Annotated in this window: 18 protein-coding genes; 6 read left to right on the top strand and 12 right to left on the bottom strand. The window is 58.3% G+C overall.

Translation table 11 applies throughout. The features are described from left to right. A complete protein-coding gene (gene malQ, locus S7A_RS02715) occupies nt 1–2,082 on the top strand; it encodes a 4-alpha-glucanotransferase (RefSeq protein WP_009087719.1) in 2,082 nt (693 codons plus the stop codon). A gap of 254 nt (nt 2,083–2,336) precedes the next feature. Here the strand turns inward: malQ and nfuA are convergent, their stop codons facing one another. Both nfuA and gntX read right to left on the bottom strand, forming a co-directional pair. Further along, complete coding sequence (gene nfuA / locus S7A_RS02710; protein ID WP_009087718.1) at nt 2,337–2,912, bottom strand: Fe-S biogenesis protein NfuA; 576 nt, start codon at nt 2,910–2,912, stop codon at nt 2,337–2,339. A 58-nt stretch (nt 2,913–2,970) separates the two neighbouring features. Then, nucleotides 2,971–3,651, bottom strand: coding sequence for a DNA utilization protein GntX (gene gntX, locus S7A_RS02705; RefSeq protein ID WP_033736076.1), 681 nt, complete (start codon nt 3,649–3,651; stop codon nt 2,971–2,973). Between the two features lie 34 nt (nt 3,652–3,685). Here gntX and bioH point away from each other — a divergent pair, with 34 nt between their 5' ends. Next, nucleotides 3,686–4,462 (top strand): pimeloyl-ACP methyl ester esterase BioH, encoded by a 777-nt coding sequence (bioH, locus tag S7A_RS02700; RefSeq protein WP_009087714.1) that lies wholly within the window; start codon nt 3,686–3,688, stop codon nt 4,460–4,462. 170 nt (nt 4,463–4,632) lie between these two features. After that, nucleotides 4,633–4,902, top strand: coding sequence for a YdgH/BhsA/McbA-like domain containing protein (locus tag S7A_RS02695; RefSeq protein ID WP_009087712.1), 270 nt, complete (start codon nt 4,633–4,635; stop codon nt 4,900–4,902). Here S7A_RS02695 and S7A_RS02690 read toward each other — a convergent pair whose 3' ends face one another. The 4 genes from S7A_RS02690 to yjbE form a co-directional block, all read right to left on the bottom strand. Beyond that, the gene (locus S7A_RS02690) at nt 4,903–6,588 is read right to left on the bottom strand and encodes an alpha-amylase family glycosyl hydrolase (protein WP_009087710.1); all 1,686 of its coding nucleotides are present in this window, start codon (nt 6,586–6,588) and stop codon (nt 4,903–4,905) included. A 128-nt stretch (nt 6,589–6,716) separates the two neighbouring features. Further along, entirely contained in the window at nt 6,717–9,044 is a 2,328-nt protein-coding gene (locus S7A_RS02685; protein ID WP_009087708.1) for a Tex family protein, read from the bottom strand. A 103-nt stretch (nt 9,045–9,147) separates the two neighbouring features. Further along, nucleotides 9,148–9,621: a transcription elongation factor GreB gene (gene greB / locus S7A_RS02680; RefSeq protein ID WP_009087707.1), complete on the bottom strand. Its 474-nt coding sequence runs from the start codon at nt 9,619–9,621 to the stop codon at nt 9,148–9,150. 179 nt (nt 9,622–9,800) lie between these two features. Continuing rightward, the gene (yjbE, locus tag S7A_RS02675) at nt 9,801–10,049 is read right to left on the bottom strand and encodes an exopolysaccharide production protein YjbE (RefSeq protein WP_009087705.1); all 249 of its coding nucleotides are present in this window, start codon (nt 10,047–10,049) and stop codon (nt 9,801–9,803) included. Between the two features lie 536 nt (nt 10,050–10,585). Between yjbE and ompR the strand changes: the two genes are divergently transcribed. After that, nucleotides 10,586–11,305, top strand: coding sequence for a two-component system response regulator OmpR (ompR, locus tag S7A_RS02670; protein ID WP_003853014.1), 720 nt, complete (start codon nt 10,586–10,588; stop codon nt 11,303–11,305). Then, nucleotides 11,302–12,672, top strand: a complete 1,371-nt coding sequence (gene envZ / locus S7A_RS02665; RefSeq protein ID WP_009087704.1) for a two-component system sensor histidine kinase EnvZ — start codon at nt 11,302–11,304, stop codon at nt 12,670–12,672. The genes ompR and envZ overlap by 4 nt, the downstream gene beginning before the upstream one ends. 36 nt (nt 12,673–12,708) lie before the next feature. Here envZ and pckA read toward each other — a convergent pair whose 3' ends face one another. The 5 genes from pckA to S7A_RS02640 form a co-directional block, all read right to left on the bottom strand. Next, nucleotides 12,709–14,328 carry a phosphoenolpyruvate carboxykinase (ATP) gene (pckA, locus tag S7A_RS02660; RefSeq protein WP_009087703.1) on the bottom strand — a complete coding sequence of 540 codons (1,620 nt, stop codon included), beginning with the start codon at nt 14,326–14,328 and terminating at the stop codon, nt 12,709–12,711. 367 nt (nt 14,329–14,695) lie between these two features. Next, the gene (gene hslO, locus S7A_RS02655; protein ID WP_009087701.1) at nt 14,696–15,562 is read right to left on the bottom strand and encodes an Hsp33 family molecular chaperone HslO; all 867 of its coding nucleotides are present in this window, start codon (nt 15,560–15,562) and stop codon (nt 14,696–14,698) included. 49 nt (nt 15,563–15,611) lie between these two features. Further along, nucleotides 15,612–16,013 (bottom strand): ribosome-associated heat shock protein Hsp15, encoded by a 402-nt coding sequence (hslR, locus tag S7A_RS02650; RefSeq protein WP_009087700.1) that lies wholly within the window; start codon nt 16,011–16,013, stop codon nt 15,612–15,614. Between the two features lie 13 nt (nt 16,014–16,026). Further along, nucleotides 16,027–16,674 (bottom strand): GMP/IMP nucleotidase, encoded by a 648-nt coding sequence (gene yrfG, locus S7A_RS02645; protein ID WP_009087698.1) that lies wholly within the window; start codon nt 16,672–16,674, stop codon nt 16,027–16,029. 56 nt (nt 16,675–16,730) lie between these two features. Next, on the bottom strand, nt 16,731–18,866 hold the full coding sequence (locus tag S7A_RS02640) for an intracellular growth attenuator family protein (protein ID WP_009087696.1): 2,136 nt from the start codon (nt 18,864–18,866) through the stop codon (nt 16,731–16,733). A 391-nt stretch (nt 18,867–19,257) separates the two neighbouring features. On the opposite strand from S7A_RS02640, the gene nudE reads away from it, so the two are divergent. Next, nucleotides 19,258–19,821 carry an ADP compounds hydrolase NudE gene (nudE, locus tag S7A_RS02635; protein WP_009087694.1) on the top strand — a complete coding sequence of 188 codons (564 nt, stop codon included), beginning with the start codon at nt 19,258–19,260 and terminating at the stop codon, nt 19,819–19,821. Nucleotides 19,822–19,875: 54 nt separating this feature from the next. On the opposite strand, the gene mrcA is transcribed toward nudE, so the two are convergent. Further along, complete coding sequence (mrcA, locus tag S7A_RS02630) at nt 19,876–22,425, bottom strand: peptidoglycan glycosyltransferase/peptidoglycan DD-transpeptidase MrcA (protein WP_009087693.1); 2,550 nt, start codon at nt 22,423–22,425, stop codon at nt 19,876–19,878. Between the last annotated feature and the right edge of the window lie 113 nt (nt 22,426–22,538).

The raw sequence follows: 22,538 nt of genomic DNA, 5'->3' as shown, positions 1-22,538 counted from the left end.
ATGAAACAGGATTCACTTGATCAGGCCGCCCGTGCTGCGGGTATTTCACTGGATTACATCAACGTCAACGGCGAGAAAGAGGCGATCAGCGACGAAACCAAACGTGCGCTGCTGGCGGTAATGGGCGATCCGCAGGAGGCGGGTAAATCGCCGCTGCCGCCGGTCGCCGTCTTCAGCGGCAGAGGCAAACGTCAGCTGACGCCGCAGGGCCGTGGCGTCTATCGCTGGCAGCTGCAGACAGAGAAGGGCAGACTGCTCAGCGGCGAGCTAACCGCGGGCGAACCCTTTACGTTGCCCACGCCGCTGGCGCAGGGGTATCACCAGCTGACGCTCAGCAAAGGGAAGAAAAGCTGGCAGACGCGGGTCATTGTTGCCCCGCGCCGCTGCTATCTGCCGCCGGCGCTGGAGGCGGGAGAGAAACGCTGGGGCGCACTGGTGCAGCTCTATACCGTGCGGTCTGAACAGAACTGGGGCATCGGTGACTTCGGCGATCTCGACCAGCTGCTGGTGCAGCTGGCCGCACGCGGAGGCGATTTCGTCGGGCTGAATCCGCTGCATGCGCTCTATCCCGCCAGCGCCGATTTCGCCAGTCCCTACAGTCCGTCATCACGCCGCTGGCTGAACATCATCTATATCGATGTCAGCCAGGTGGCCGATTTTCAGCAAAGCGCGGCGGCACAGAAGTGGTGGAAAAGTGCCAGAACGCAGAAGGCGCTGGCCAAAGCCCGCGAGGCGGAGCATGTCGATTACGCAGCGGTGATGGCGCTGAAGCTCGCCGCACTGCGCCACGCCTGGGCACACTTTCAGACCCGTGAGCGCGCCAGCGACGAGCAGCAATCCTGGGCTGAGTTTGTGCGTGAAGGCGGTGACAGCCTGCGTTATCAGGCGGCCTACGACGGCATACAGCAGGCCCGACGGGCTGAGAATGCAAAACAGTGGGGCTGGCCCGCGTGGCCGGAAGGGTGGCGCAACAGTCAGCAGCCGGAGGTGCAGCAGTGGTGTAAGGAGCACGAAGAGGAGATCGCCTTCTGGCAGTGGCTGCAATGGCTGGCGCAGCAGCAGTTCTCAGGCTGCTGGGCGCACAGCCAGGCGCTGGGCATGAGCGTGGGTCTCTACCGTGACCTGGCGGTTGGCGTGGCGGAAGGCAGCGCCGAAACCTGGCACGACCCGGAGCTCTACCGCCTTAAAGCCTCTGTCGGCGCACCGCCCGACCGCCTCGGTCCGCTGGGGCAGAACTGGGGCCTGCCGCCAATGGACCCGCATGTGATGCAGGCGCGTGGCTATCAGCCCTTTATCGACATGCTGCGAGCCAACATGCGTGACTGCGGTGCATTGCGCATCGATCATGTGATGTCGCTGCTGCGTCTGTGGTGGGTGCCCGCCGGAGAGACGGCGGATAAAGGCGCTTATGTTGCCTATCCGGTCGACGATCTGCTGGGGATTCTGGCGCTGGAGAGCCACCGGCTGCGCTGCATGGTGATTGGCGAAGATCTGGGCACCGTGCCGGAGGCGATAGTCAGCCTGCTGCGCAAAAGCGGCGTCTTTTCATGGAAGGTGCTCTGGTTCGAGCAGGAGAAAGATCAGCGCTATCGCGCGCCGCAGGACTATCCGCATCAGTCGATTGCCAGTGCCAGCACGCACGATCTGCCCACCCTCACCGGTTTCTGGGAGCAGGGCGACCTGGCGCTGGGCGAGAAACTGGGCCTCTATCCGGGCGACGCGGTGAAGGCACTGCATGAGCAGCGGGCGACGCAGAAGCAGGCGCTGCTGGATGCCCTGCATCAGGCGGGGGCCCTGCCGGCTCGCAGTCAGAAAAAGGCGGAGAAGCTGGCGATGACGCCTGCACTGAACCGGGCAATCCACCGTTTTCTGGCCGACACCGACAGTGCGCTGCTGGGGCTGCAACCGGAGGACTGGCTCGGCATGACCACGCCGGTCAACGTGCCGGGCACGGTAGATCAATATCCCAACTGGCGACGTAAGCTGAGCAAAACGCTGGAGGCGATCTTTGCCGACAGGGAAGTGAATGCACTGCTGAAGGTGGTCAGCCAGCAGCGTCAGTCAGGCAGGAAAGAGAAGTAACAAGAGCGCGGCAGTCTGACTGCCGCGTTTCTGACTGATTAAAAACTGACTCAAAGGAAAGCTGGCAGCAACGTCTCTACTCAACACGAAGGGAACATGGGCAGAGGAGGAAAGCGTCTCGCGCCATGGATGGCGCGGGCAGAGCATGCCATGGATGGCGGCTTTTGCGTCTTTCCGATCTGCCCGTGTTTCCTGAGCCGCCTCAATCTCACAGCGAAGAGAGCAGCTTATTACTGCTCATCCCCGCGTTAACATCAGTAGAAGGAGTGTTCGCCGCGCTGATGCTCGGTAATATCCCGCACGCCTTTCAGTTCCGGGAAGGCAGCCAGCAGCTCTTTCTCGATACCATCTTTCAGGGTGACGTCGATCATCGAACAGCCGTTACAGCCGCCGCCAAACTGCAGAATGGCGTAACCGTCATCGGTGATCTCCATCAGTGACACGCGTCCGCCGTGACCGGCCAGCTGTGGGTTGATCTGCGCCTGCAGCAGATACTCCACGCGCTCCACCATCGGCGCATCGTCAGACACTTTCCGCATTTTGGCGTTCGGCGCTTTCAGCGTCAGCTGTGAGCCGAGATTGTCGGTCACGAAGTCGATTTCCGCATCTTCCAGATAAGGCTTGCTCAGTTCATCAACATACGCAGAGAGCTTTTCGAACTTCAGCTCGGTGTCAGTCGCTTCAACGGCATCAGGCGGACAGTAAGAGACGCCGCACTCCGCTGTTGGCGTACCCGGGTTAATCACGAATACGCGAATCTGGGTGCCATCTTCTTGTTTGGATAGCAGTTTAGAAAAATGTTCCTGGGCAGAGTCAGTAATTCGGATCATGTCGATTGCTCAATAGTTGACTAATTTAGTTGGTTATAATACGCCCATCAATGACGCTCTACAAGGTACGGCACAGGCACCAGACCTGCACGCTGGCCGCGCCCTGCGCCAGTAACAGACGACTGATTTCGTCGACCGTACTGCCGGTGGTGATGACGTCATCCAGCAGGGCGATATGGCGACCCTGCACCGCCATTTCAAGGCGGAAGGCATCCCGTAAGTTAGTGCGGCGCTGGCGGGCAGTGAGCTGATGCTGCAACGCTCCCCTTCGCTGGCGGGAGAGGCCGTCACGCCATTCGCACCGCAGCCAGTGCGCCAGCGGGGCGGCCAGCAGGGCGCTCTGGTTGTAGCCGCGCCGCCAGCGTCGCCGCCAGTGCAGCGGCACCGGCAGCAGCAGGTCGGGACGCACCACACGACCGTGCCGCCAGACATCCAGCCAGCTTAGCAAAAGCAGCCGCGCCAGCATCACCCTGAGTGCGGTTATGTGAGAAAACTTAAGCTGATTAACCCACTCACTGAATGGCGGGCGATAGTCATTGACGCAGACCAGCGCCTGCCAGGCGGGCGGTTTGCGCTGACAGCGGCCACAGGCGACCCGCGTCGTCCCGGCGGGTAATCCGCAGCGTGGACAGAGCAGGGGCAGCGGCGGTAATTCACGCAGACATAAGCTGCACAGACCGTGACGGGCGATCTGTAACGGCATCTGGCATAGCCAACACAGGGCAGGCATTGCTAGCATAGCGACCTCCTTATCATTTTCGGGATAGTAACTGATGACGTCGCTCTACTGGCACACCTGCGGAGAAGGAAAACGCGATCTTGTGCTGCTGCACGGATGGGGGCTGAATGCCGAAGTCTGGCAAAGCATTATTCCGCGACTCAGCCCGCATTACCGCCTGCATCTGGTCGATCTGCCGGGCTATGGCCGCAGTCAGGATGCGGGTGCCCTGACGCTGACACAGATGGCAGAGGCGCTGCTGCCTGCGCTGCCCGCACAGGCGATCGTCATGGGGTGGTCTCTGGGCGGACTGGTGGCGACACAGCTGGCGCTGACCGCGCCAGACAGATTGGGTGCCCTGATCACCGTTGCGTCGTCGCCCTGTTTCACCGCCACAGAGCACTGGCCCGGCATTAAACCCGAGACGCTGCAGAACTTTCAGCAGATGCTCAGCAACGATTTTCAGCGCACGGTGGAGCGCTTTCTGGCGCTGCAGACGCTGGGCACCGAAACGGCGCGCGCCGATGCACGGCAGCTGAAAGAGGTGGTGCTGTCGCAACCGATGCCGGAAGTGGCGGTGCTGGATGGCGGACTGGAGATTCTGCGCCAGGTCGATCTGCGCAGCGCGTTACCGCAGATCGGGCTGCCGTTCCTGCGTCTCTATGGCGCACTCGATGGGCTGGTGCCGCGCCGGATTGCTGCAGAGATTGATGAAATGTTGCCAGCCTCGCCTTCAGTCGTTATCGACAAGGCAGCACATGCACCTTTTATTTCCCATCCAGACATCTTTTGTCAGCATATTATTAACTTTATCAGTGATTTGCCGGGATAATGAGGCTTTAAGTTGGCAAAATCGCTGGCAGCAGCAATACTTCTCTCTGTGAGCAAGGCCGCTGCAAATTTATGTGATTAGTCACGGAAATGACTATGCCGTTCCATACTGCCTTACGCGTTTAGCGGCTGCTTACATCTCACAATGGATCATGAATGAGGGTAAACATAATGAAGGTTTTTAAATGGGTTGTGGCTTCAATGATGATGGGCGCGATTTCATTTTCTGCGATGGCAGCGAAAGAAGTCACCAAAGAAGAAGTTAAATCAATGAACCTGCAGAAGATTGGCACTGTTAACACCACAGCGGAAACCACCTCGCCAATGGATGCTAAAAAAGTGCTGTCTCAGCTTGCTGACGAGAAAGGCGGTAAATACTACCTGGTGATCGCGGGTCGCGAACACGGTAAATTCAGCGCCACCGCTGAAGTCTACAAGTAATCAGCGTAGCCACATGAACTGCCAGGCATCCAGCTTAACCGGCTGGGTGCCATCCATCTTCTCTCCGCTTATCAGATCCTGCCACATACGTGCCTCCGGTAGCGGTGTCTCCACCGGCCGTCCACTGAGATTAAACACGCAGAGCAATCCTTCATCGCTGTCCGGCGAATGACGTCTGAGCACCAGCAGGGCATTTTCGCTCTCTGAGATCGTCATCGGATTATCGGGATGAAAAGCAGGCTGGCGACGGCGCAGCTGGATCAGCTGACCGAGCCGGGTATAGATCTGCTGACGCAGCCACTCTTCCCCCGCCAGCGCCGCTTCTATCGTCTGCAGATCATACTTCTGGCGATTAATCGCCCGGTTGTGTCCGGCGGCACGTACCCCATCGTAATCATTTCGCCCGCCCACAATGCTCTGGATATAGATGGCCGGCACGCCAGGGAACACCAGCAGAATGGCATGGGCCAGTAAAAAACGTTTCAGCCGCGTGGCGTCGTCGTCCGCCTCACGGTTTAACGCATCCAGATAGGTGACGTTGATTTCATACGGGCTGGTGGTGCCGTCCGGATTATTTTTGTAGGAGACCAGCGCACCCTCCAGTGCCAGGTCGCGCACCAGCGCCACGATCTCCACCTCCGACAAAATTCCGCGCGCCGGATTCAGGCCGATACCATCGTGGGACGCCAGAAAGTTAAAAAAGGTGGTGTCATTGCTGCTGAGATCCAGCGAGCTGGCCCACTGCCGCAGCGCGCGCGCCGAGCCGGTATGAATCGCATGCAGCACCAGCGGCGGCAGCGAAAACTGATAAACCATCTGCGCCTCATCGTGGCCGTTGCCCAGGTAACTGATGTTGTCCCGATGTGGCACGTTGGTCTCCGTGATAATCACCGTGCCAGGGGCGACCTGGTCGGCAATGGCGCGAAAGAGCTTCACCAGCTGATGGGTTTTTTCCAGGTGAATACAGCGCGTGCCGGGCGTTTTCCACATGTAGCCGACCGCATCGAGCCGCACGTAGTCCGCGCCGCGTATCAGGTAGTCAAGCAGGACCCCGACCATGCGCAGCAGCACCTCAGGATTGGCAAAGTTCAGGTCGATCTGATCGGCGCTGAAGGTGGTCCAGATAAAGCGGGTGTCGCCATCGGCCATCTGAAAAGGGGTCAGCAGCGGCGAAGTTCGCGGACGGGTGACGGCGCTGAGGTCAGTGGCGGGCGGCATGCTGATAAAGAAATCGTCCCAGCCGGGGTCCTGCGCCAGAAAGTGACGGAACCAGGCGCTCCGCGACGACATATGGTTGCAGACAAAATCGAACATCAGCCGGGTTTCCTGATGCAGGCGGGCAACATCCTGCCAGTCACCGCACAGCGGATCAACCTGATGGTAATCAATGACAGAAAAGCCGTCGTCAGACGACCAGGGAAAGAAAGGCAGCAGGTGAACCAGCGGAAAGAGAGATTGCAGATGCTGCTGATAGAAGCGGGAAAAGGTCGTGAGCGTAGGCTTGCCGGTTTCCCGAAACTGATCGGCATAGGTGATGAGCACCACATCCTGCTCGTCCCAGTGCGCCTTGCGCGGCAGCTTGATGGCGTCGCGGGCGGTGGCGATCTCACTCAGCAGGCGCGTCAGGGTAGCCTGGGGAAAGGTGCCGGCATAAATCTTATCAATCAGATCGGTGATCGTTTCCATCGTGAGTTGGATGCCACAGCAGATGTTGTTTTTATGACAGGCGTCTTTTTAGCGTAGCGTTATGGCGAGGATTTTCAACCGGGGAAAGCGGCGGGAACAGGGGGCCAGCGTGCGGCCCCCTGATAAGCTTAGCGTTTTTTACCGAACGCGGCGGCCAGGGCATCACCCATCGCGCTGTTACCCGCAGAGGCGCTGACCGGACGCGCACGGCCTTTCGCGGCAGCCGGACGTTTCTCGTCACGCTGCGCGCCATTTTTCGCGCCGCCACGCGCATTGCCTTCGCCTGGCTGCTCATCGAGACGCATGGTCAGGGCAATACGTTTGCGCTGCAGATCGACTTCCATCACTTTGACTTTGACGATATCGCCCGCTTTTACCACCTGATGAGGATCTTCCACGAAGCGGTCAGAGAGCGAGGAGATATGCACCAGGCCATCCTGATGCACGCCGATGTCCACAAACGCCCCGAAGTTGGTGACGTTGGTAACGCTGCCTTCCAGGATCAGGCCCGGCGTCAGGTCGCTCAGCGTCTCGACGCCTTCGGCAAACTGCGCCGTCTTAAATTCAGGACGCGGATCGCGGCCCGGCTTCTCCAGCTCTTTCATGATGTCGGTTACGGTCGGCAGACCAAAACGGTCATCGATGAAATCGCGCGGGCTGAGATTGCGCAGGCTGCCCGCATTACCCATCAGGTCGCTCAGCGCCTGCTCGGTAGCGGCCAGAATGCGCTCGACCACCGGATAGGCTTCCGGGTGGACCGTGGAGGCGTCGAGCGGGTTATCGCCGTGATTGATACGCAGGAAGCCCGCGCACTGTTCAAAGGCTTTTGGTCCCAGGCGACTCACTTTCAGCAGCTGCTGGCGGTTGCGGAAGCGGCCATTTTCATCCCGCCAGCCGACAATGTTCTGCGCCATCATGCGCGTCAGGCCCGCGACGCGGGTCAGCAGCGGCACCGAGGCGGTATTCAGATCCACGCCGACGGCGTTCACACAGTCTTCCACCACCGCGTCGAGTTTCTTCGCCAGCTGGCTCTGGCTGACATCATGCTGATACTGACCGACACCGATCGATTTCGGATCGATTTTCACCAGCTCAGCCAGCGGGTCCTGCAGACGTCGGGCAATCGACACCGCGCCGCGCAGAGAGACATCCAGATCCGGGAACTCCTGCGCCGCCAGTTCAGAGGCGGAGTAGACGGACGCGCCCGCCTCACTGACAATCACTTTCTGCGCCGTGACCTGTGGGAACTGCTTCTGCAGATCGAGGAAAAAGCGCTCAGTTTCGCGGGATGCGGTGCCGTTACCAATCGCCACCAGCTCCACCTGATGCTTAACGCAGAGGGCCGCAACGGCGGCGGCGGCTTTCGCGGCCTGACCGGTGTGCGGATAGACGGTATCGGTCGCGACCACCTTGCCGGTGGCATCAACGACGGCGACCTTAACGCCGGTGCGCAGGCCCGGGTCCAGTCCCATGGTGGCCCGCATGCCCGCAGGCGCGGCCATCAGCAGATCGTGCAGGTTACGGGCAAACACGTTGATCGCTTCATCTTCTGCGCGTTCGCGCACCGTGCCCATCAGCTCGGTTTCCAGATGCAGCATCACTTTGATGCGCCATGTCCAGCTCACGACCGCTTTACGCCAGCTGTCTGCCGGGGCGTTGTTCAGACGCAGGCTCAGGTGTTCCGCAATCAGCGTTTCGCCGTGGCTTTCACGCGGCGCTTCATCAAACTGCGGGTCAGCATTCAGCGAGAGTTGCAGAACGCCTTCGTTGCGGCCGCGCAGCATCGCCAGTGCACGGTGTGACGGCACGCTGCTCAGCGCTTCATGGTGGTCAAAGTAGTCACGGAACTTCGCGCCCGCTTCCTCTTTCCCTTCCACCACGCGCGACACCAGGTGAGCATTTTTCCACAGATAGTTACGCACTTTCGCCAGCAGCGCCGCATCTTCAGCGAAACGCTCCATCAGAATGTAGCGGGCGCCATCCAGCGCGGCACGCACGTCAGCCACCCCTTTGTCGGCATCGACATATTGTGCAGCCAGCTGCTCAGGAGTGTGAGACGGATCCTGCCACAGGGTGTCCGCCAGCGGCTCAAGACCCGCTTCAATCGCGATCTGTCCACGCGTACGGCGCTTCTGTTTGTAGGGCAGGTAAAGGTCTTCCAGCTCGGTTTTGCTGAGGGTGGTGTTGATCGCGCGGGCGAGGTCGTCGGTGAGTTTTCCCTGCTCGTCAATCGACTTCAGAATCGACTGGCGTCGCTCTTCAAGTTCACGCAGATAGCTGAGGCGGGTTTCCAGCTGGCGCAGTTGGGTATCATCCAGCCCGCCGGTGACCTCTTTACGATAGCGTGCGATAAACGGCACGGTATTCCCTTCATCCAGCAGGCGAACGGCGGCGTCAACCTGTTCGGGACGCGCCTGCAGCTCACTGGCTATTATCTGGCTCAGAACGTTCATCATCAGGACTGTCTTGCTTTCCGGGTTGAGAAATAGCGGACAGTTATACGGATTGATGGTCAAAATTGCCAGAGACGCGGGCGGCTTTCAGCCATAATCTGAAACGTTATTGCGGGTAATCAATCGCGTTGACATACCAGAGCGCCGGACCCACTGGCGTCTCGACGGTGGCGGCATCGCCCACCTCTTTTTTCAGCAGTGCCCGCGCCATCGGCGAGTCGATGGAGATGTAATCCTTGCGGCCAAAAATCTCATCGTAGCCCACGATGCGGAAGCGTTTGAGGTCACCCGCATCGTTTTCAATTTCCACCCAGGCACCGAAGAAGACTTTGCCATCCTGCTGAGGCGAGTAGTCAACGATGCGCAGCTGCTCAAGACTTTTGGTCAGGTAGCGAACGCGACGGTCAATTTCCCGCAGCCGTTTCTTGTTGTACTGATAGTCGGCATTTTCACTGCGATCGCCAAGGCTGGCAGCCCAGGTCACCTTTTTGGTCACTTCCGGTCGCTCTTCACGCCAGAGGTAGTCGAGTTCCGCTTTCAGCTTATCGAAGCCTTCGCGGGTAATCAGTCGGGTTTTCATGCTAATCCGGCCAGCCAAATCAAAAGAGAAACAGTGTAAGGCAAACAGGGCGCGGCAAAAAAGAGTCGGGGAAGGGGTTTTTAAAGCTAAAAACCCGCGTTGACTTCCCCGGCGGCGAAAGGGGTGCTGCTGAAGCGTAATCTGAAGCCAGTCACAGGACGCTGGCCAATAAAACAGACTTATTTTCCGGCGTGAGTCGCCGTGGTGGTCGAGGTGCCGGTGCCATGTCCGTCACCACCGCCGCCGCCCATGGTCGCCAGCGCAACGCCCAGCAGGGCTGCGACTGCGCCAACGCCAATGGCGTCAGAGTTACCTTTAGCGGTTGAGGTTGCCGCTGCACCGGCCGCTTCACCGGTCGCTGTGGCAGCATAACCTGGGCTAACGCTGCCTAATGCCAGCGCGCTCAGCAGTAAAATCGTTTTTTTCATTGTGTAATCCCCGTTGAGACGTCGAATGGTGCCTGAGCAGTCTGGTTGAAAACGGAGAAGGCGAAAAGTTGGCTTTACTGATTGATTTATGGGACTTTAATTTCAACTGGCCTTGCTGTGAGAAGCACTGAAATTAATCCGAGATGAGGATGGCGTCCCGGGCGCTTTTGCTGGAATATTATGCTGTCTGAATGCGGGCAGGGTAGATTATCTGGAGCTTATCCATAATGATGACTCCGTTTTAAGCCAAATTAACTGCTAAGCCGCTGAATTTCTTCATCGAATAAATGCCGGTCCGCTTCTGACGCCAGCGATTCTGAGAAACAGGGCCGTTTTTTCAGATTTGCCGTATCCTGCCCTGTCGCCGGTAAAAAGGGTGAGCCTGGCCCCGAAACTGACCCGAAATTAAATATAAGCTCCTGTTTAATATGCTTTGTAACAATTTTGGCTAGAATATAAACCATTAATGACTGTCACTATAAGGCATCTTTTTTTAACAATGTTGGCTCAGGCAATAGCGCCTTTGGGAGTTGAAAATGCAAGAGAACTACAAAATTCTGGTCGTCGATGATGATATGCGTCTGCGTGCTCTGCTTGAACGCTATCTCACCGAGCAGGGCTTTCAGGTGCGCAGTGTCGCTAATGCCGAGCAGATGGATCGTCTGTTAACCCGTGAATCCTTTCATCTGATGGTGCTCGACCTGATGCTGCCAGGTGAAGATGGCCTCTCTATCTGCCGTCGTCTGCGCAGTCAGAGCAACCCGATGCCTATCATTATGGTGACGGCCAAGGGCGAAGAGGTCGATCGTATCGTCGGGCTGGAGATCGGCGCGGACGACTACATTCCTAAACCCTTTAACCCGCGTGAACTGCTGGCGCGTATCCGCGCGGTGCTGCGTCGTCAGGCCAATGAACTGCCAGGCGCACCGTCGCAGGAAGAGGCGATTATCGCCTTTGGTAAATTCAAACTTAACCTCGGCACCCGCGAGATGTTCCGTGAAGATGAGCCGATGCCGCTGACCAGCGGTGAGTTCGCCGTGCTGAAAGCCCTGGTGAGCCACCCGCGTGAGCCGCTGTCGCGCGACAAGCTGATGAACCTGGCGCGTGGCCGTGAATACAGCGCCATGGAGCGTTCGATTGACGTTCAGATCTCCCGCCTGCGTCGCATGGTGGAAGAGGACCCGGCGCATCCACGTTACATTCAGACCGTCTGGGGTCTGGGCTACGTCTTCGTGCCGGACGGCAGTAAAGCATGAGGCGACTGCGCTTCTCGCCACGCAGTTCGTTTGCGCGCACCCTGCTGCTGATCGTGACCCTGCTGTTTGTCAGCCTGGTCACGACCTATCTGGTGGTGCTGAACTTTGCCATCCTTCCCAGCCTGCAGCAGTTCAATAAGGTGCTGGCATACGAAGTGCGTATGCTGATGACCGACCGGCTGCAGCTGGAGGATGGTACGCAGCTGGAAGTGCCTCCGGCGTTTCGCCGGGAAATCTACCGCGAACTGGGGATCTCGCTCTACACCAATGCAGCAGCAGAGGAGAGCGGATTGCGTTGGGCGCAGCACTATGAATTCCTGAGTGAACAGATGGGGCAGCAGCTGGGCGGGCCCACCGATGTGCGGGTCGAGGTCAACAAAAACTCGCCTGTGGTCTGGCTGAAAACCTGGCTGTCGCCTGATATCTGGGTGCGGGTGCCCCTGACGGAAATCCATCAGGGCGACTTCTCGCCGCTGTTCCGCTATACCCTGGCGATAATGCTGCTGGCGATTGGCGGCGCCTGGCTGTTTATCCGCATCCAGAACCGGCCGCTGGTGGATCTGGAGCACGCCGCTCTGCAGGTCGGGCGCGGGATTATTCCGCCGCCGCTGCGCGAGTATGGCGCGTCCGAGGTCCGATCGGTGACCCGGGCCTTTAACCAGATGGCGGCCGGGGTAAAACAGCTGGCGGATGACCGCACGCTGCTCATGGCGGGGGTCAGTCACGACCTGCGCACGCCGCTGACCCGTATTCGTCTCGCCACCGAGATGATGAGCGAGCAGGATGGCTATCTGGCCGAATCGATTAACAAAGATATCGAAGAGTGCAACGCCATCATCGAACAGTTCATCGACTACCTGCGCACCGGTCAGGAGATGCAGACCGAGCGCGCCGACCTGAACAGCGTGCTGGGCGAGGTGGTGGCCGCAGAGAGTGGCTACGAACGTGAGATCGAAAATGCGGTGATGCCGGAAGAGTTAATGCTGGATATCAACCCGCTGTCGATCAAACGCGCACTGGCTAACCTGGTGGTCAACGCCGCGCGATACGGCAATGGCTGGATTAAAGTCAGCAGCGGACGGGAACTGCATCGCGCCTGGTTTCAGGTGGAAGATGACGGGCCGGGTATTAAGCCCGATCAGCTGGCGCATCTCTTCCAGCCATTTGTGCGCGGCGACAGTGCCCGCAGCACCAGCGGAACCGGTCTCGGCCTGGCGATTGTACAGCGTATTATTGATGCGCATCAGGGGTCGCTGGAGATTGGCGAGAGCGAGCGCGGGGGATTGCGTATTCGCGCCTGGTTGCCGTTGACGGAAAATATGGCGCTGAGCCATAACAACGGCAGCAACAGCGTCTCCGGCGGATAAAACCGGCGCGGCAGGAGGACTGCCGCGCCCGTTCCGTCAGCGTTGCGGGCCCGCTTTTACCAGCGCCGCACCGGCTGCGTTATCGGTGTACTTATCGAAGTTATCAATAAAGCGCTGCGCCAGACCTTCGGCGGCGGCAGTCCACTTCTCTTCACTCTCCCAGCTGCGACGCGGATCGAGCGTCTCACTGTCCAGCTCACCCAGTGTCACCGGCATCTGCAGATTGAAGATCGGCAGGGTTTCTACCGGCGCATCATCCAGTTCACCCGCCAGGATCGCATTGATGATGGCACGGGTATTTTTCAGCGAGATGCGCTTGCCGCTGCCGTTCCAGCCGGTATTGACCAGATACGCCTGCGCACCGGACGCCTCCATCCGCTTCACCAGCACTTCGGCATACTGCGTCGGGTGCAGGGTCAGGAATGCGGCGCCAAAACAGGCAGAGAAGGTCGGTGTCGGCTCAGTCACACCACGCTCGGTTCCGGCCAGTTTGGCGGTAAAACCGGACAGGAAATGATACTGTGTCTGCTCAGGCGTCAGACGAGAAACCGGTGGCAACACCCCAAACGCATCGGCGGTCAGGAAAATCACCTTCTTCGCATGGCCCGCTTTTGAGACCGGCTGCACGATGTTGTCGATGTGATTGATCGGGTAAGAGACGCGGGTGTTTTCGGTTTTGCTGCCGTCGGCGTAATCCACGCTGCCATCTTCGCGCACCACCACATTTTCCAGCAGCGCATTACGGCGAATGGCGCGGTAGATCTCCGGCTCAGCCTGCTCTGAGAGGTTGATGGTTTTGGCGTAGCAGCCGCCCTCGAAGTTAAACACGCCGTCATCGTCCCAGCCATGTTCATCATCGCCAATCAGCTGGCGGTCAGGATCGGTCGAGAGTGTGGTTTTCCCGGTGCCCGACAGGCCAAAGAAGACCGCCACGTCGCCCGCTTTGCCAACGTTGGCAGAGCAGTGCATCGAAGCGATGCCTTTCAGCGGCAGCAGGTAGTTCATGATGGCGAACAGACCTTTCTTCATCTCGCCGCCGTACCAGGTGCCACCAATCAGCTGCATGCGTTCCGTCAGATTGAAGGCGACAAAGTTCTCAGAGTGCAGACCCTGCGCCTGCCAGTCCGGGTTGGTGCATTTCGCGCCGTTCATCACCACAAAATCGGGCGTGAAGTCGGCCAGCTCAGCGTCGGTCGGCTGGATGAACATATTTTTGACGAAGTGGGCCTGCCAGGCCACTTCGGTGACGAAACGCACGCTCAGACGGGAGTCAGCATTGGCACCGCAGAAGGCATCCACGACAAACAGGCGCTTGCCGGAGAGCTGCCGGGTGACGCAGCTTTTCAGCGCGTTCCAGGTCTCCTGCGACAGGGGCTGGTTGTCATTTTTGCCGGTGCCCTGGTCGTTCCACCACAGGGTATCGCGCGTGGTGTCGTCACGCACAATGTACTTATCCTTTGGCGATCGCCCGGTGAAAATCCCGGTGTCTACTGCAATCGCACCGCTCTGCGTCAGGGTGCCACGTGCAAAACCTTCGAGGTCCGGGCGCGTCTCTTCCTGAAAGAGCGTGTCGTAATCAGGGTTGTAAACCACTTCCGTGGTATCCACGATGCCCAAAGCGGCAAGGTCTTGCGAGGTCAGGCCGTTAACGCGCATTTTACTGCTCCTTAAATCGGTGTCTGTTCTGCAAAGCAGAGATAGGTTGGGATCGTACGGCCGGCTGTTGCACTGATGCGACGACGCACTGAAAAGTCACAGCGCGTCGTCACCTCAGCCTGCAGGCACAACCAGGCTTATCAGGGCTTCTGCCTCTGCCTTCCGGGCGGCTGCACGATCGCGCGCAGTTTACTCTTCTGCGTTGAGGGAAAAAGGGCAGCGATCTAAAAATGCGACTCAGGGCGCGTTAAGGCTATGTTTCGAACGTTTTAAAGATGTTATGAAAGTAAAAAAAGATAATTTGTCTGAGAAATTATGGGGATAGGAGGGGGAGAGGAAAACGGGGCGGCAGACGCCGCCCGGTGAATCAGTGCAGACGCTCGTCATTCCCGTGAGAATGGCTGCGAATCGCCGCGATATCGACCGCGTCAAACACGTAGTCTGAACCGCAGTAGTCGCAGTGCATGTCAATTTTGCCATCTTCCGCGATGATCTCATCCACCTCTTCCTTCGGCAGCGTGGTCAGCACTTCACCACAGCGTTCACGCGAACAGGTGCATTTGTAGATGACCGGCTGCGGATCATAGAGGGTGACCTCTTCCTGATGGTAGAGACGCCACAGCACCTCATTGGCCGGCAGGGTGATCAGCTCGTCGGTCTTGATGGTTTCCGTCAGGGTCGCCAGGTGGTCGAACGCCTCTTTCTCTGTCTCCTGTGCCGGCAGAACCTGCAGCAGGATACCGGCGGCACCCTGGTCGCTGGTGCGGATAAACAGCCGCGTAGGCAGCTGCTCAGAACGCATGAAGTAATCTTCCAGACATTCCGCCAGCGTTTCACCTTCCAGTCCCACCACGCCCTGATAGCGTTCACCTTTTTCAGGGGAAATGGTGATCACCAGGTAGCCGTTGCCCACCATACTTTTCAGGGTGCTGTCGGCCGGGATGTCGCCTTTAATGCGCGCCACGCCACGCAGCTCCTGATTGTTGTTACCGTTGATCACCGCCAGAGAGAGCGGACCGTCACCCTGCAGCTGCACGGTAATTTCACCGTCAAACTTCAGCGTGGCGGTCAGCAGGCTGGTGGCGACCAGCATCTCACCCAGCAGCGTCTTAACCGGAGCCGGATAGTCGTGGTTCTTCACGGTTTCACGCCAGGTGTCGGAGACGTTCACCAGCTCGCCGCGCACAGCGGCATTTTCAAACAGATAACGGTGCAGTTGATCCTGAACTGACATATTTTTTCTCTCACTGGAACGGGGCGATGGCGCGTCCGCGAAGACGGCATTACTCATCGCCCGATAATTTAAACTTCATCAAATCGCGACGCTCTTTTTTGTCAGGTCGCCGATCGGGATGGGGCATAGTCAGCGCATTAAGTTTGCGTGCCTGCGCCATTTTTTCGCGTTTCTCAATACTGGCATCGGTTTCGCGGTAGAGCTGCTGTGCCTCGCTGGCGGGGCGGCGCTGAGCGCTGATATTCGCCACCACCACGGTGCGTTCATCGTTGCCCTGACGCACGGTCAGTTCCGCATTCAGCTCGACGATCTTGCCGGGTTTACTGCGCTGACCGTTGTAGTGCACTTTGCCGCCTTCAATCATCTCCCGCGCAATCGCCCGGGTTTTGTAAAAGCGCGCCGCCCACAGCCATTTGTCGAGGCGAACCTCTTCGCTGCTTTTCTCTTTCATTGCTGCTCCTGACTCAGATCAGCGTCCGGTAGTCGCCGGTGGCGCGGTGACGCTGAAAGATTTGCTCAGGACGACCCGAATCGGGATTTTTTACGCCTAAGCACCAGCCGATGCCCCATGACGCCGCAGCATCCAGAATCACTTCGCTGTCGTCGATAAACAGCGTGCGCGGCGCAGAAAAGCCGGTGTGCTGTTGTACCGCCTGCCACAGACGCGGGTCTTCTTTCGGATACCCAAAGGTATGGGTGGAAAGTAATAAATCAAGGTGTGGCGCTAAACCTGTCTGCGCCAGTTTGACGTCGAGATTATAGGGATGCGCGTTGGTCAGCAGGATGGTGCGCTTGCCAGCGCGACGCAGCGCCTGCAAAAAGGGCAGGGTGTCGTCACGCAGTGCGACCCGGCTGCGCATCGCCCAGGTCATAGCACGGATGTCCAGCGCCAGCGCCTCTGCCCAGTAATCCAGACAATACCAGTTTAGCGTATGGGCGACGGCCTGATACTTTTCCGTGATGATCCGGTCAGCGTCAGCCAGAGTGATGCCGCGCTGCTGGCTGAGCACCGCGGGCACATGCTCCAGCCAGAAATGACGATCAAACGCCAGATCCAGCAGCGTGCCATCCATGTCGAGCAGCACGGTGTCAATTTCAGACCAGTTGAGCATCGTGGCTCTCACCCTGTAAAAAAACCGGGCGACAGGGTAGCACAGAAGGGCAGGGCTCAGAATATCGAGCGCACGCTCTGCAAAGTGCTGAGGTTATGGTTGAAACACTTGTCGTAGTAGAGCTGGATGTCGATCATGCGCTGGCGATTACGGTGCATGCGGCGCAGGGCCAGCAGTCCGTTGATCACGCCGCAGGCCAGCAGCACCATCAGCAGCAGTACGGTGCCGAGATAGCGCCACTGCGCCATGGCATCCGGTTCATTGTGCAGTGCGATGTGACGCGTGCCATTGGCATCGGTGGTGATGCTGGTGATGATGCCGCTGGCGCTGAAAGGCGTATGCAGCAGCATGGCGGAGATGCGCTGCAGCTCATGCCACTGAGCGGGCGGATCGAGATCGAACAGTGACACGGCAGGCTGAGGCTGACTGACCAGCTGGCGACCCTCGTCACTGACGATCAGGAATCCTCCCGGCGGCGGGCTATTGAGGTTTTCAGCCGCACGGCGGGTTTCGCGGAAAAAGAAGGTCGAGGTGGCGGTATTCACCAGGTTCTCCAGCGCTTCTGCACTGACCGGCCGCAGCAGCACGTTCATGCCGTTTAGCTGGCCGGAGTCGGCGCGGCGCATCAGCGCCTCCCAGTCTTTGGCGTTGCCCAGGTTTACCAGCGCGTTTTTCAGGCGCACGCAATCCTGCGGCTGATTACAGAGATCCTGGGTCTTCATGACCAGATCGGAGAAGTCATCCAGCAGAATCATCCCGGACTTCTGGATCGCTGACGCCAGCTGCGGGTTCAGTTTGGGATCGGTATTGGTTTCCGGGTGTAGCTGCCGGGTCGTGGTATCCAGCAGGGCGGCGGCTTTATCAATAATGTCAGATTGCGGCTGCGGCAACGGCTTCGCGTTATTCCAGTAGATGGCCGAGCAGTCGAACGGCATAAAGGCGTAACTCCGGTTGCTCTGGTAGTTATCCGGCACTGAACACATGCCAGTACCGCTCACCTTCAGGCTGTCGCCAATATTCAGGGCCACGCTGCTGAGTTTATCGACGCTGTTGACCTCCAGGCTGTCGGTGCCTCTGGCCCAGGCGAGACTGAGCTTGATCGGCATCCCGAGCGGGATCCAGGTGACCAGCAGGGTCAGCACCAGCAGCGAGCCGCAGGCCAGCACCACATTTTTCCGCCAGCGCTGAATCGGGAAATTTTTGACCTCATCCTGCAGGGATAAAAAGCGGCCCTGACGCACCACCTGACGATTAAGGTAGATCTCCACGTCGGTCACCTGACCGAGGTCGTGCGCGACATAGGGCTGCCAGTGCGCCGGATAGGCGAGATCGATAATTCCCAGCGTGATGTTGCTCTGCTCCTGGTTCGATTCGCTGAACAGACCCCAGCGCTTCGGCGCGCCGCGCAGGCAGTGGATGTCACGCAGGCCGCGCTCACCCGGAATGCGATAGAGGAGCCACAGGCTGGCTGCGATCATTCCCGCACCGGCCAGCACCAGCCAGATCATCAGAGTCGTGGGCACCAGCAGGCTGAAGAAGAACAGTAAGAAAGCAAGCGAGATGATGACCCCTTCACGCGTGCCGTCTGGCCGCGACAGGCGATACTCTTCCGGGGTCTCTTTACGCACCTGCAGCAGTTCAACGTTTTCCGTTTCTGCTTTGCGGATCGAGGCGTTGGTCGACACCGGACGCATCAGCGTCGGCAGGGACTGCTGATCCACCGCGTAATCCACCAGCGAATGGCCGTTGAGCGAAATCACCAGCGGAATGGATTGGGTGCGGATTAACTCGACGTAGTTTTCGTCGGTGATGTACTGCTCCCACAGCGGCGGCAGATGAACTTCGACTTCATCCAGATAGTAACGCCATTTATGGGGATCGTCCGTTGAGAGGCCGTAGCGGGTAATGGCGCGGGTCACCGGATAGACGTTGTTGCTCTGCGCGGTCAGCGTCAGACGTTCAGACGCGCTGCGCTTGTCGGTCGTCACGGCGGTGCGGGGCTGTTTTGCCAGTGCGGCGACATATTTGTCTACCGCCTCGCGCTCCTGAGGGGAAAGCTTACGGCAGGGCGGACTGATAAATGGCAGCGGTTTCGCCAACGGCGGACGATGCCGCATAGCGTACCAGAACCCAATACCTGCCAGGATTGAACAGGTCAGCACTATGGCCAGGATCATAAAGATTGTGCTCATGCTCTGCTCAATTCAGCCAAAATGCTGCCTTCACTTTAAACGTACGCTCCGGGGGATGCTCACTTCTGAAGAGGCATTCCGGAAGATTATATAATCCTGAGGAGTCAGACACCCGATTAAATAGTGCCAGGGAATATCTGATTAGCATTTATTAAACCCTGCCTTGTCCGAATGGTAACCGGCTCAGACTGGATTAAATATCGGTATTATCTGAAACTTATCGCAGCATATTGACTAATGCAAATTTAGTCTTAACTGATAACCAAAGGCTGTTATTCAATTGCCGGAATCTATGTAACGATATCGTTATGGTGAGACTGTCGCACAATTGCCTGGGGTTAGGTATGCTAATTCGTTCCTGATAGCCGGCGCAGAAACTTTTGAGGCTGATATGAAAATTCCAAAAAAACCTGACATCCTCAATATCACCGCCGTGGCGCGTTCGCGGCTGTTTACCGTCGAATCGGTCGATCTCGCCTTCAGTAATGGGGCGCGTCGCGTCTATGAGCGGATGAAGCCGTCAGAACGTGAAGCGGTCATGATTGTGCCCATTATTGATGACCATCTGATCCTGATTCAGGAGTATGCCGTCGGACTGGAAACCTATGAACTCGGGTTTCCCAAAGGGCTGATCGATGCAGGCGAAACCGTGAATGAGGCGGCGGTGCGGGAACTGAAAGAAGAGGTCGGTTTTGGGGCCGAGCACCTCACGCCGCTGGGCAAGCTCACGATGGCCCCCTCCTACTTTTCCAGCAAAATGAATATCGTGGTGGCAGAAAGCCTCTATCCCGATAAGCTGGAAGGTGACGAGCCGGAGCCGCTGATTGTTCACCGCTGGCCGCTGAGCGATATGCTGTCGCTGCTGGAGGAGCCCGATTTTCGCGAGGCGCGCAACGTCAGTGCGCTCTTTATGGCGCGCGAATGGCTGGTGAAGCAGGGGCGTCTGCGCTACTGAATAAAAAAGGCCGACTGATGTCGGCCTTTTAACAGGGTAGGTGTGCGGGTCACATCAGAACAGCTCGTGACTCTCGCCGTTGTCCATAATGGTGGTGCCCACATCATGAACGGAATACTCGGTCGGCTGGGTGCCGTTGATGAAGTATTCCTGACGCGTATTGCCTCCGCCATTTGCCAGCTTGCCGGTGCTGCGGTCAATCGTGACCGTGACCACGCCATCCGGCGGAGTTAACGGCTGCACCGGTACCCCCTCCAGCGCACTCTTCATATATTCATCCCATGCCGGTTGCGCACTCTTAGCGCCGCCCTCATAGCCTGAAATCTGATCGGGAATCGCGCCGGAAAGGGTGCTGCGGCCTAAATTGCGGCGCGCATCATCAAAACCGATCCAGACGGAGGTCACGACACCAGGGCCATAACCCGAGAACCAGGCATCTTTCGAGCTGTTCGTGGTACCGGTTTTTCCGCCAATGTCATTACGCTTCAGGTCACGACCGGCACGCCAGCCGGTTCCCATCCAGCCCGGTTCACCGAAGATGTTGCTGTTCAGTGCGCTCCTGATGAGGAAGCTGAGCGGGGTGTTGATGACATGCGGGGCATATTGCTGTTCGCCCTGCTGTGCCTGGGCCGGAACCTGCTCCAGTGCCGGCTGTGGCACCGCCTGGTTCTGATTGCTGTCTGACGCGGCCACGTTCTCAACGCTCTCTTCGTTCAGCGCCAGCGCTTTCTTCGTTTCGCCGTAGATTACCGGCAGATTGCACTGCGGACAGGCGATCTTCGGTTTCTCTTCAAAGACAATGCCGCCCTGTTCATTCTCAATCCGGGTGATGAAGTAAGGGTCAATCAGGAAGCCGCCATTCGCCATCACGGAGTAGCCGCGCACCACCTGTAACGGGGTGAACGAGGCCGCCCCCAGGGCAAGCGACTCGGTATGAATAATGTTCTGCGCCGGGAATCCAAAGCGCTGCAGATACTCAGCGGCATAATCCACGCCCATGGCACGCATCGCACGCACCATCACCACGTTTTTCGACTGGCCAAGTCCCTGACGCAGGCGAATCGGTCCATCGTAGGTGGGCGGTGAGTTTTTCGGACGCCAGTCGGCACCCGCACCGGCATCCCAGCGTGAAATCGGTACGTCGTTCAGGATCGACGCCAGCGTCAGTCCGCGATCCATCGCGGCGGTGTAAAGGAACGGCTTGATGTTAGAGCCGACCTGGCGCAGTGCCTGGGTTGCACGGTTAAACATGCTCTGGTTAAAGGCGAAGCCGCCTACCAGCGCCCGCACCGCACCATCATTCGGATCCAGTGAGACCAGCGCCGAGTTCACATCCGGTACCTGGCCCAGCCACCACGCATCACCCACTTTGCGCACCCAGATCTGCTGGCCTGGCTGCAGCACCTGCGTCACGCTTTTCGGCGTCGGGCCCTGCACGGTGTCAGACTTATAAGGACGCGCCCAGCGCACACCCGCTAAGGCCAGCGACACATTGCTGCCATCTTTCATCATCACGGTTGCTTCATCACTGCGTGCTTCCGTGACCACCGCCGGATAGAGCGGGCCATAGACCGGCAGCGCACTCAGCGCTTTCTCGATCTTAGTCTGATCCCAGGCGGGCTCGCCCACCCGCCACAGCACGCTGGTCGGGCCGCGATAGCCATGACGCATATCGTAGGCGATGACGTTGTTACGCACTGAAGTCTGAGCCGCTTCCTGCAGGCGACGGGTCACGGTGGTGTAAACCTTATAGCCGTCGGTGTAGGCGTTGTCGCCGTAGCGCTTCACCATCTCCTGACGCACCATCTCGCTGAGATAAGGGGCAGAGAAGGCGATTTCCGGGCCATGATACTTCGCCACCAGCGGCGTGTTGCGTGCCTCATCATACTGCTGCTGCGTGATGTAGTGCTGATCCAGCATACGCGCCAGCACCACGTTGCGACGCGACAGGGCGCGGCTCGGCGAGTAGAGCGGGTTAAAGGTGGACGGCGCTTTCGGCAGACCGGCAATCATCGCCATTTCACTCAGCGACAGCTGGTCAACCGGCTTACCAAAATAGACCTGCGAAGCCGCACCGATGCCATAAGCCCGGTAGCCGAGGTAGATCTTATTCAGGTAGAGCTCAAGAATTTCATCCTTATTGAGTAACTGCTCAATGCGGATTGCCAGAAACGCTTCCTTTATTTTACGCATCAGGGTGCGTTCCGGACTCAGGAAGAAGTTACGGGCCAGCTGCTGAGTGATGGTACTTGCCCCCTGGGAGGCGTGACCGGAGACCAGCGCGATGCTGGCCGCACGGAAAATCCCCACCGGGTCCACACCGTGGTGCTCATAAAAACGGCTGTCTTCGGTTGCAATAAACGCTTTCACCATCACAGGTGGCACTTGCTGCAGGGTCAAAGGAATACGGCGCATTTCGCCATACTGGGCGATCAGATCGCCGTCGGCGCTGTAAACCTGCATAGGGGTTTGCAGACGCACATCTTTCAGCGTGTTGACGTCAGGCAGCTGTGGCTCGATGTACTTGTACAAGCCATAAATCGAGCCAGCTCCCAACAGGATGCAACACACTGTAAGGATCAATAAATACTTTACGAACTTCACCTGGAGTTTCCCATCTATTGTCGTTTGAGCAGTTTATAAACAACCGCGCGGTAGTATAAAGGCAAGCCAGACGCTTTGATATGTCCATTTTCCCGGACGATAAGGAGATCGCG

Source organism: Pantoea sp. Sc1, from assembly GCF_000255315.1.
In the GTDB taxonomy this organism is placed as follows: Bacteria; Pseudomonadota; Gammaproteobacteria; order Enterobacterales; family Enterobacteriaceae; genus Pantoea; species Pantoea anthophila.
The sequence above is the reverse complement of the archived record's forward strand: the minus strand, read 5'-3'. Positions and strand labels throughout refer to the sequence as shown.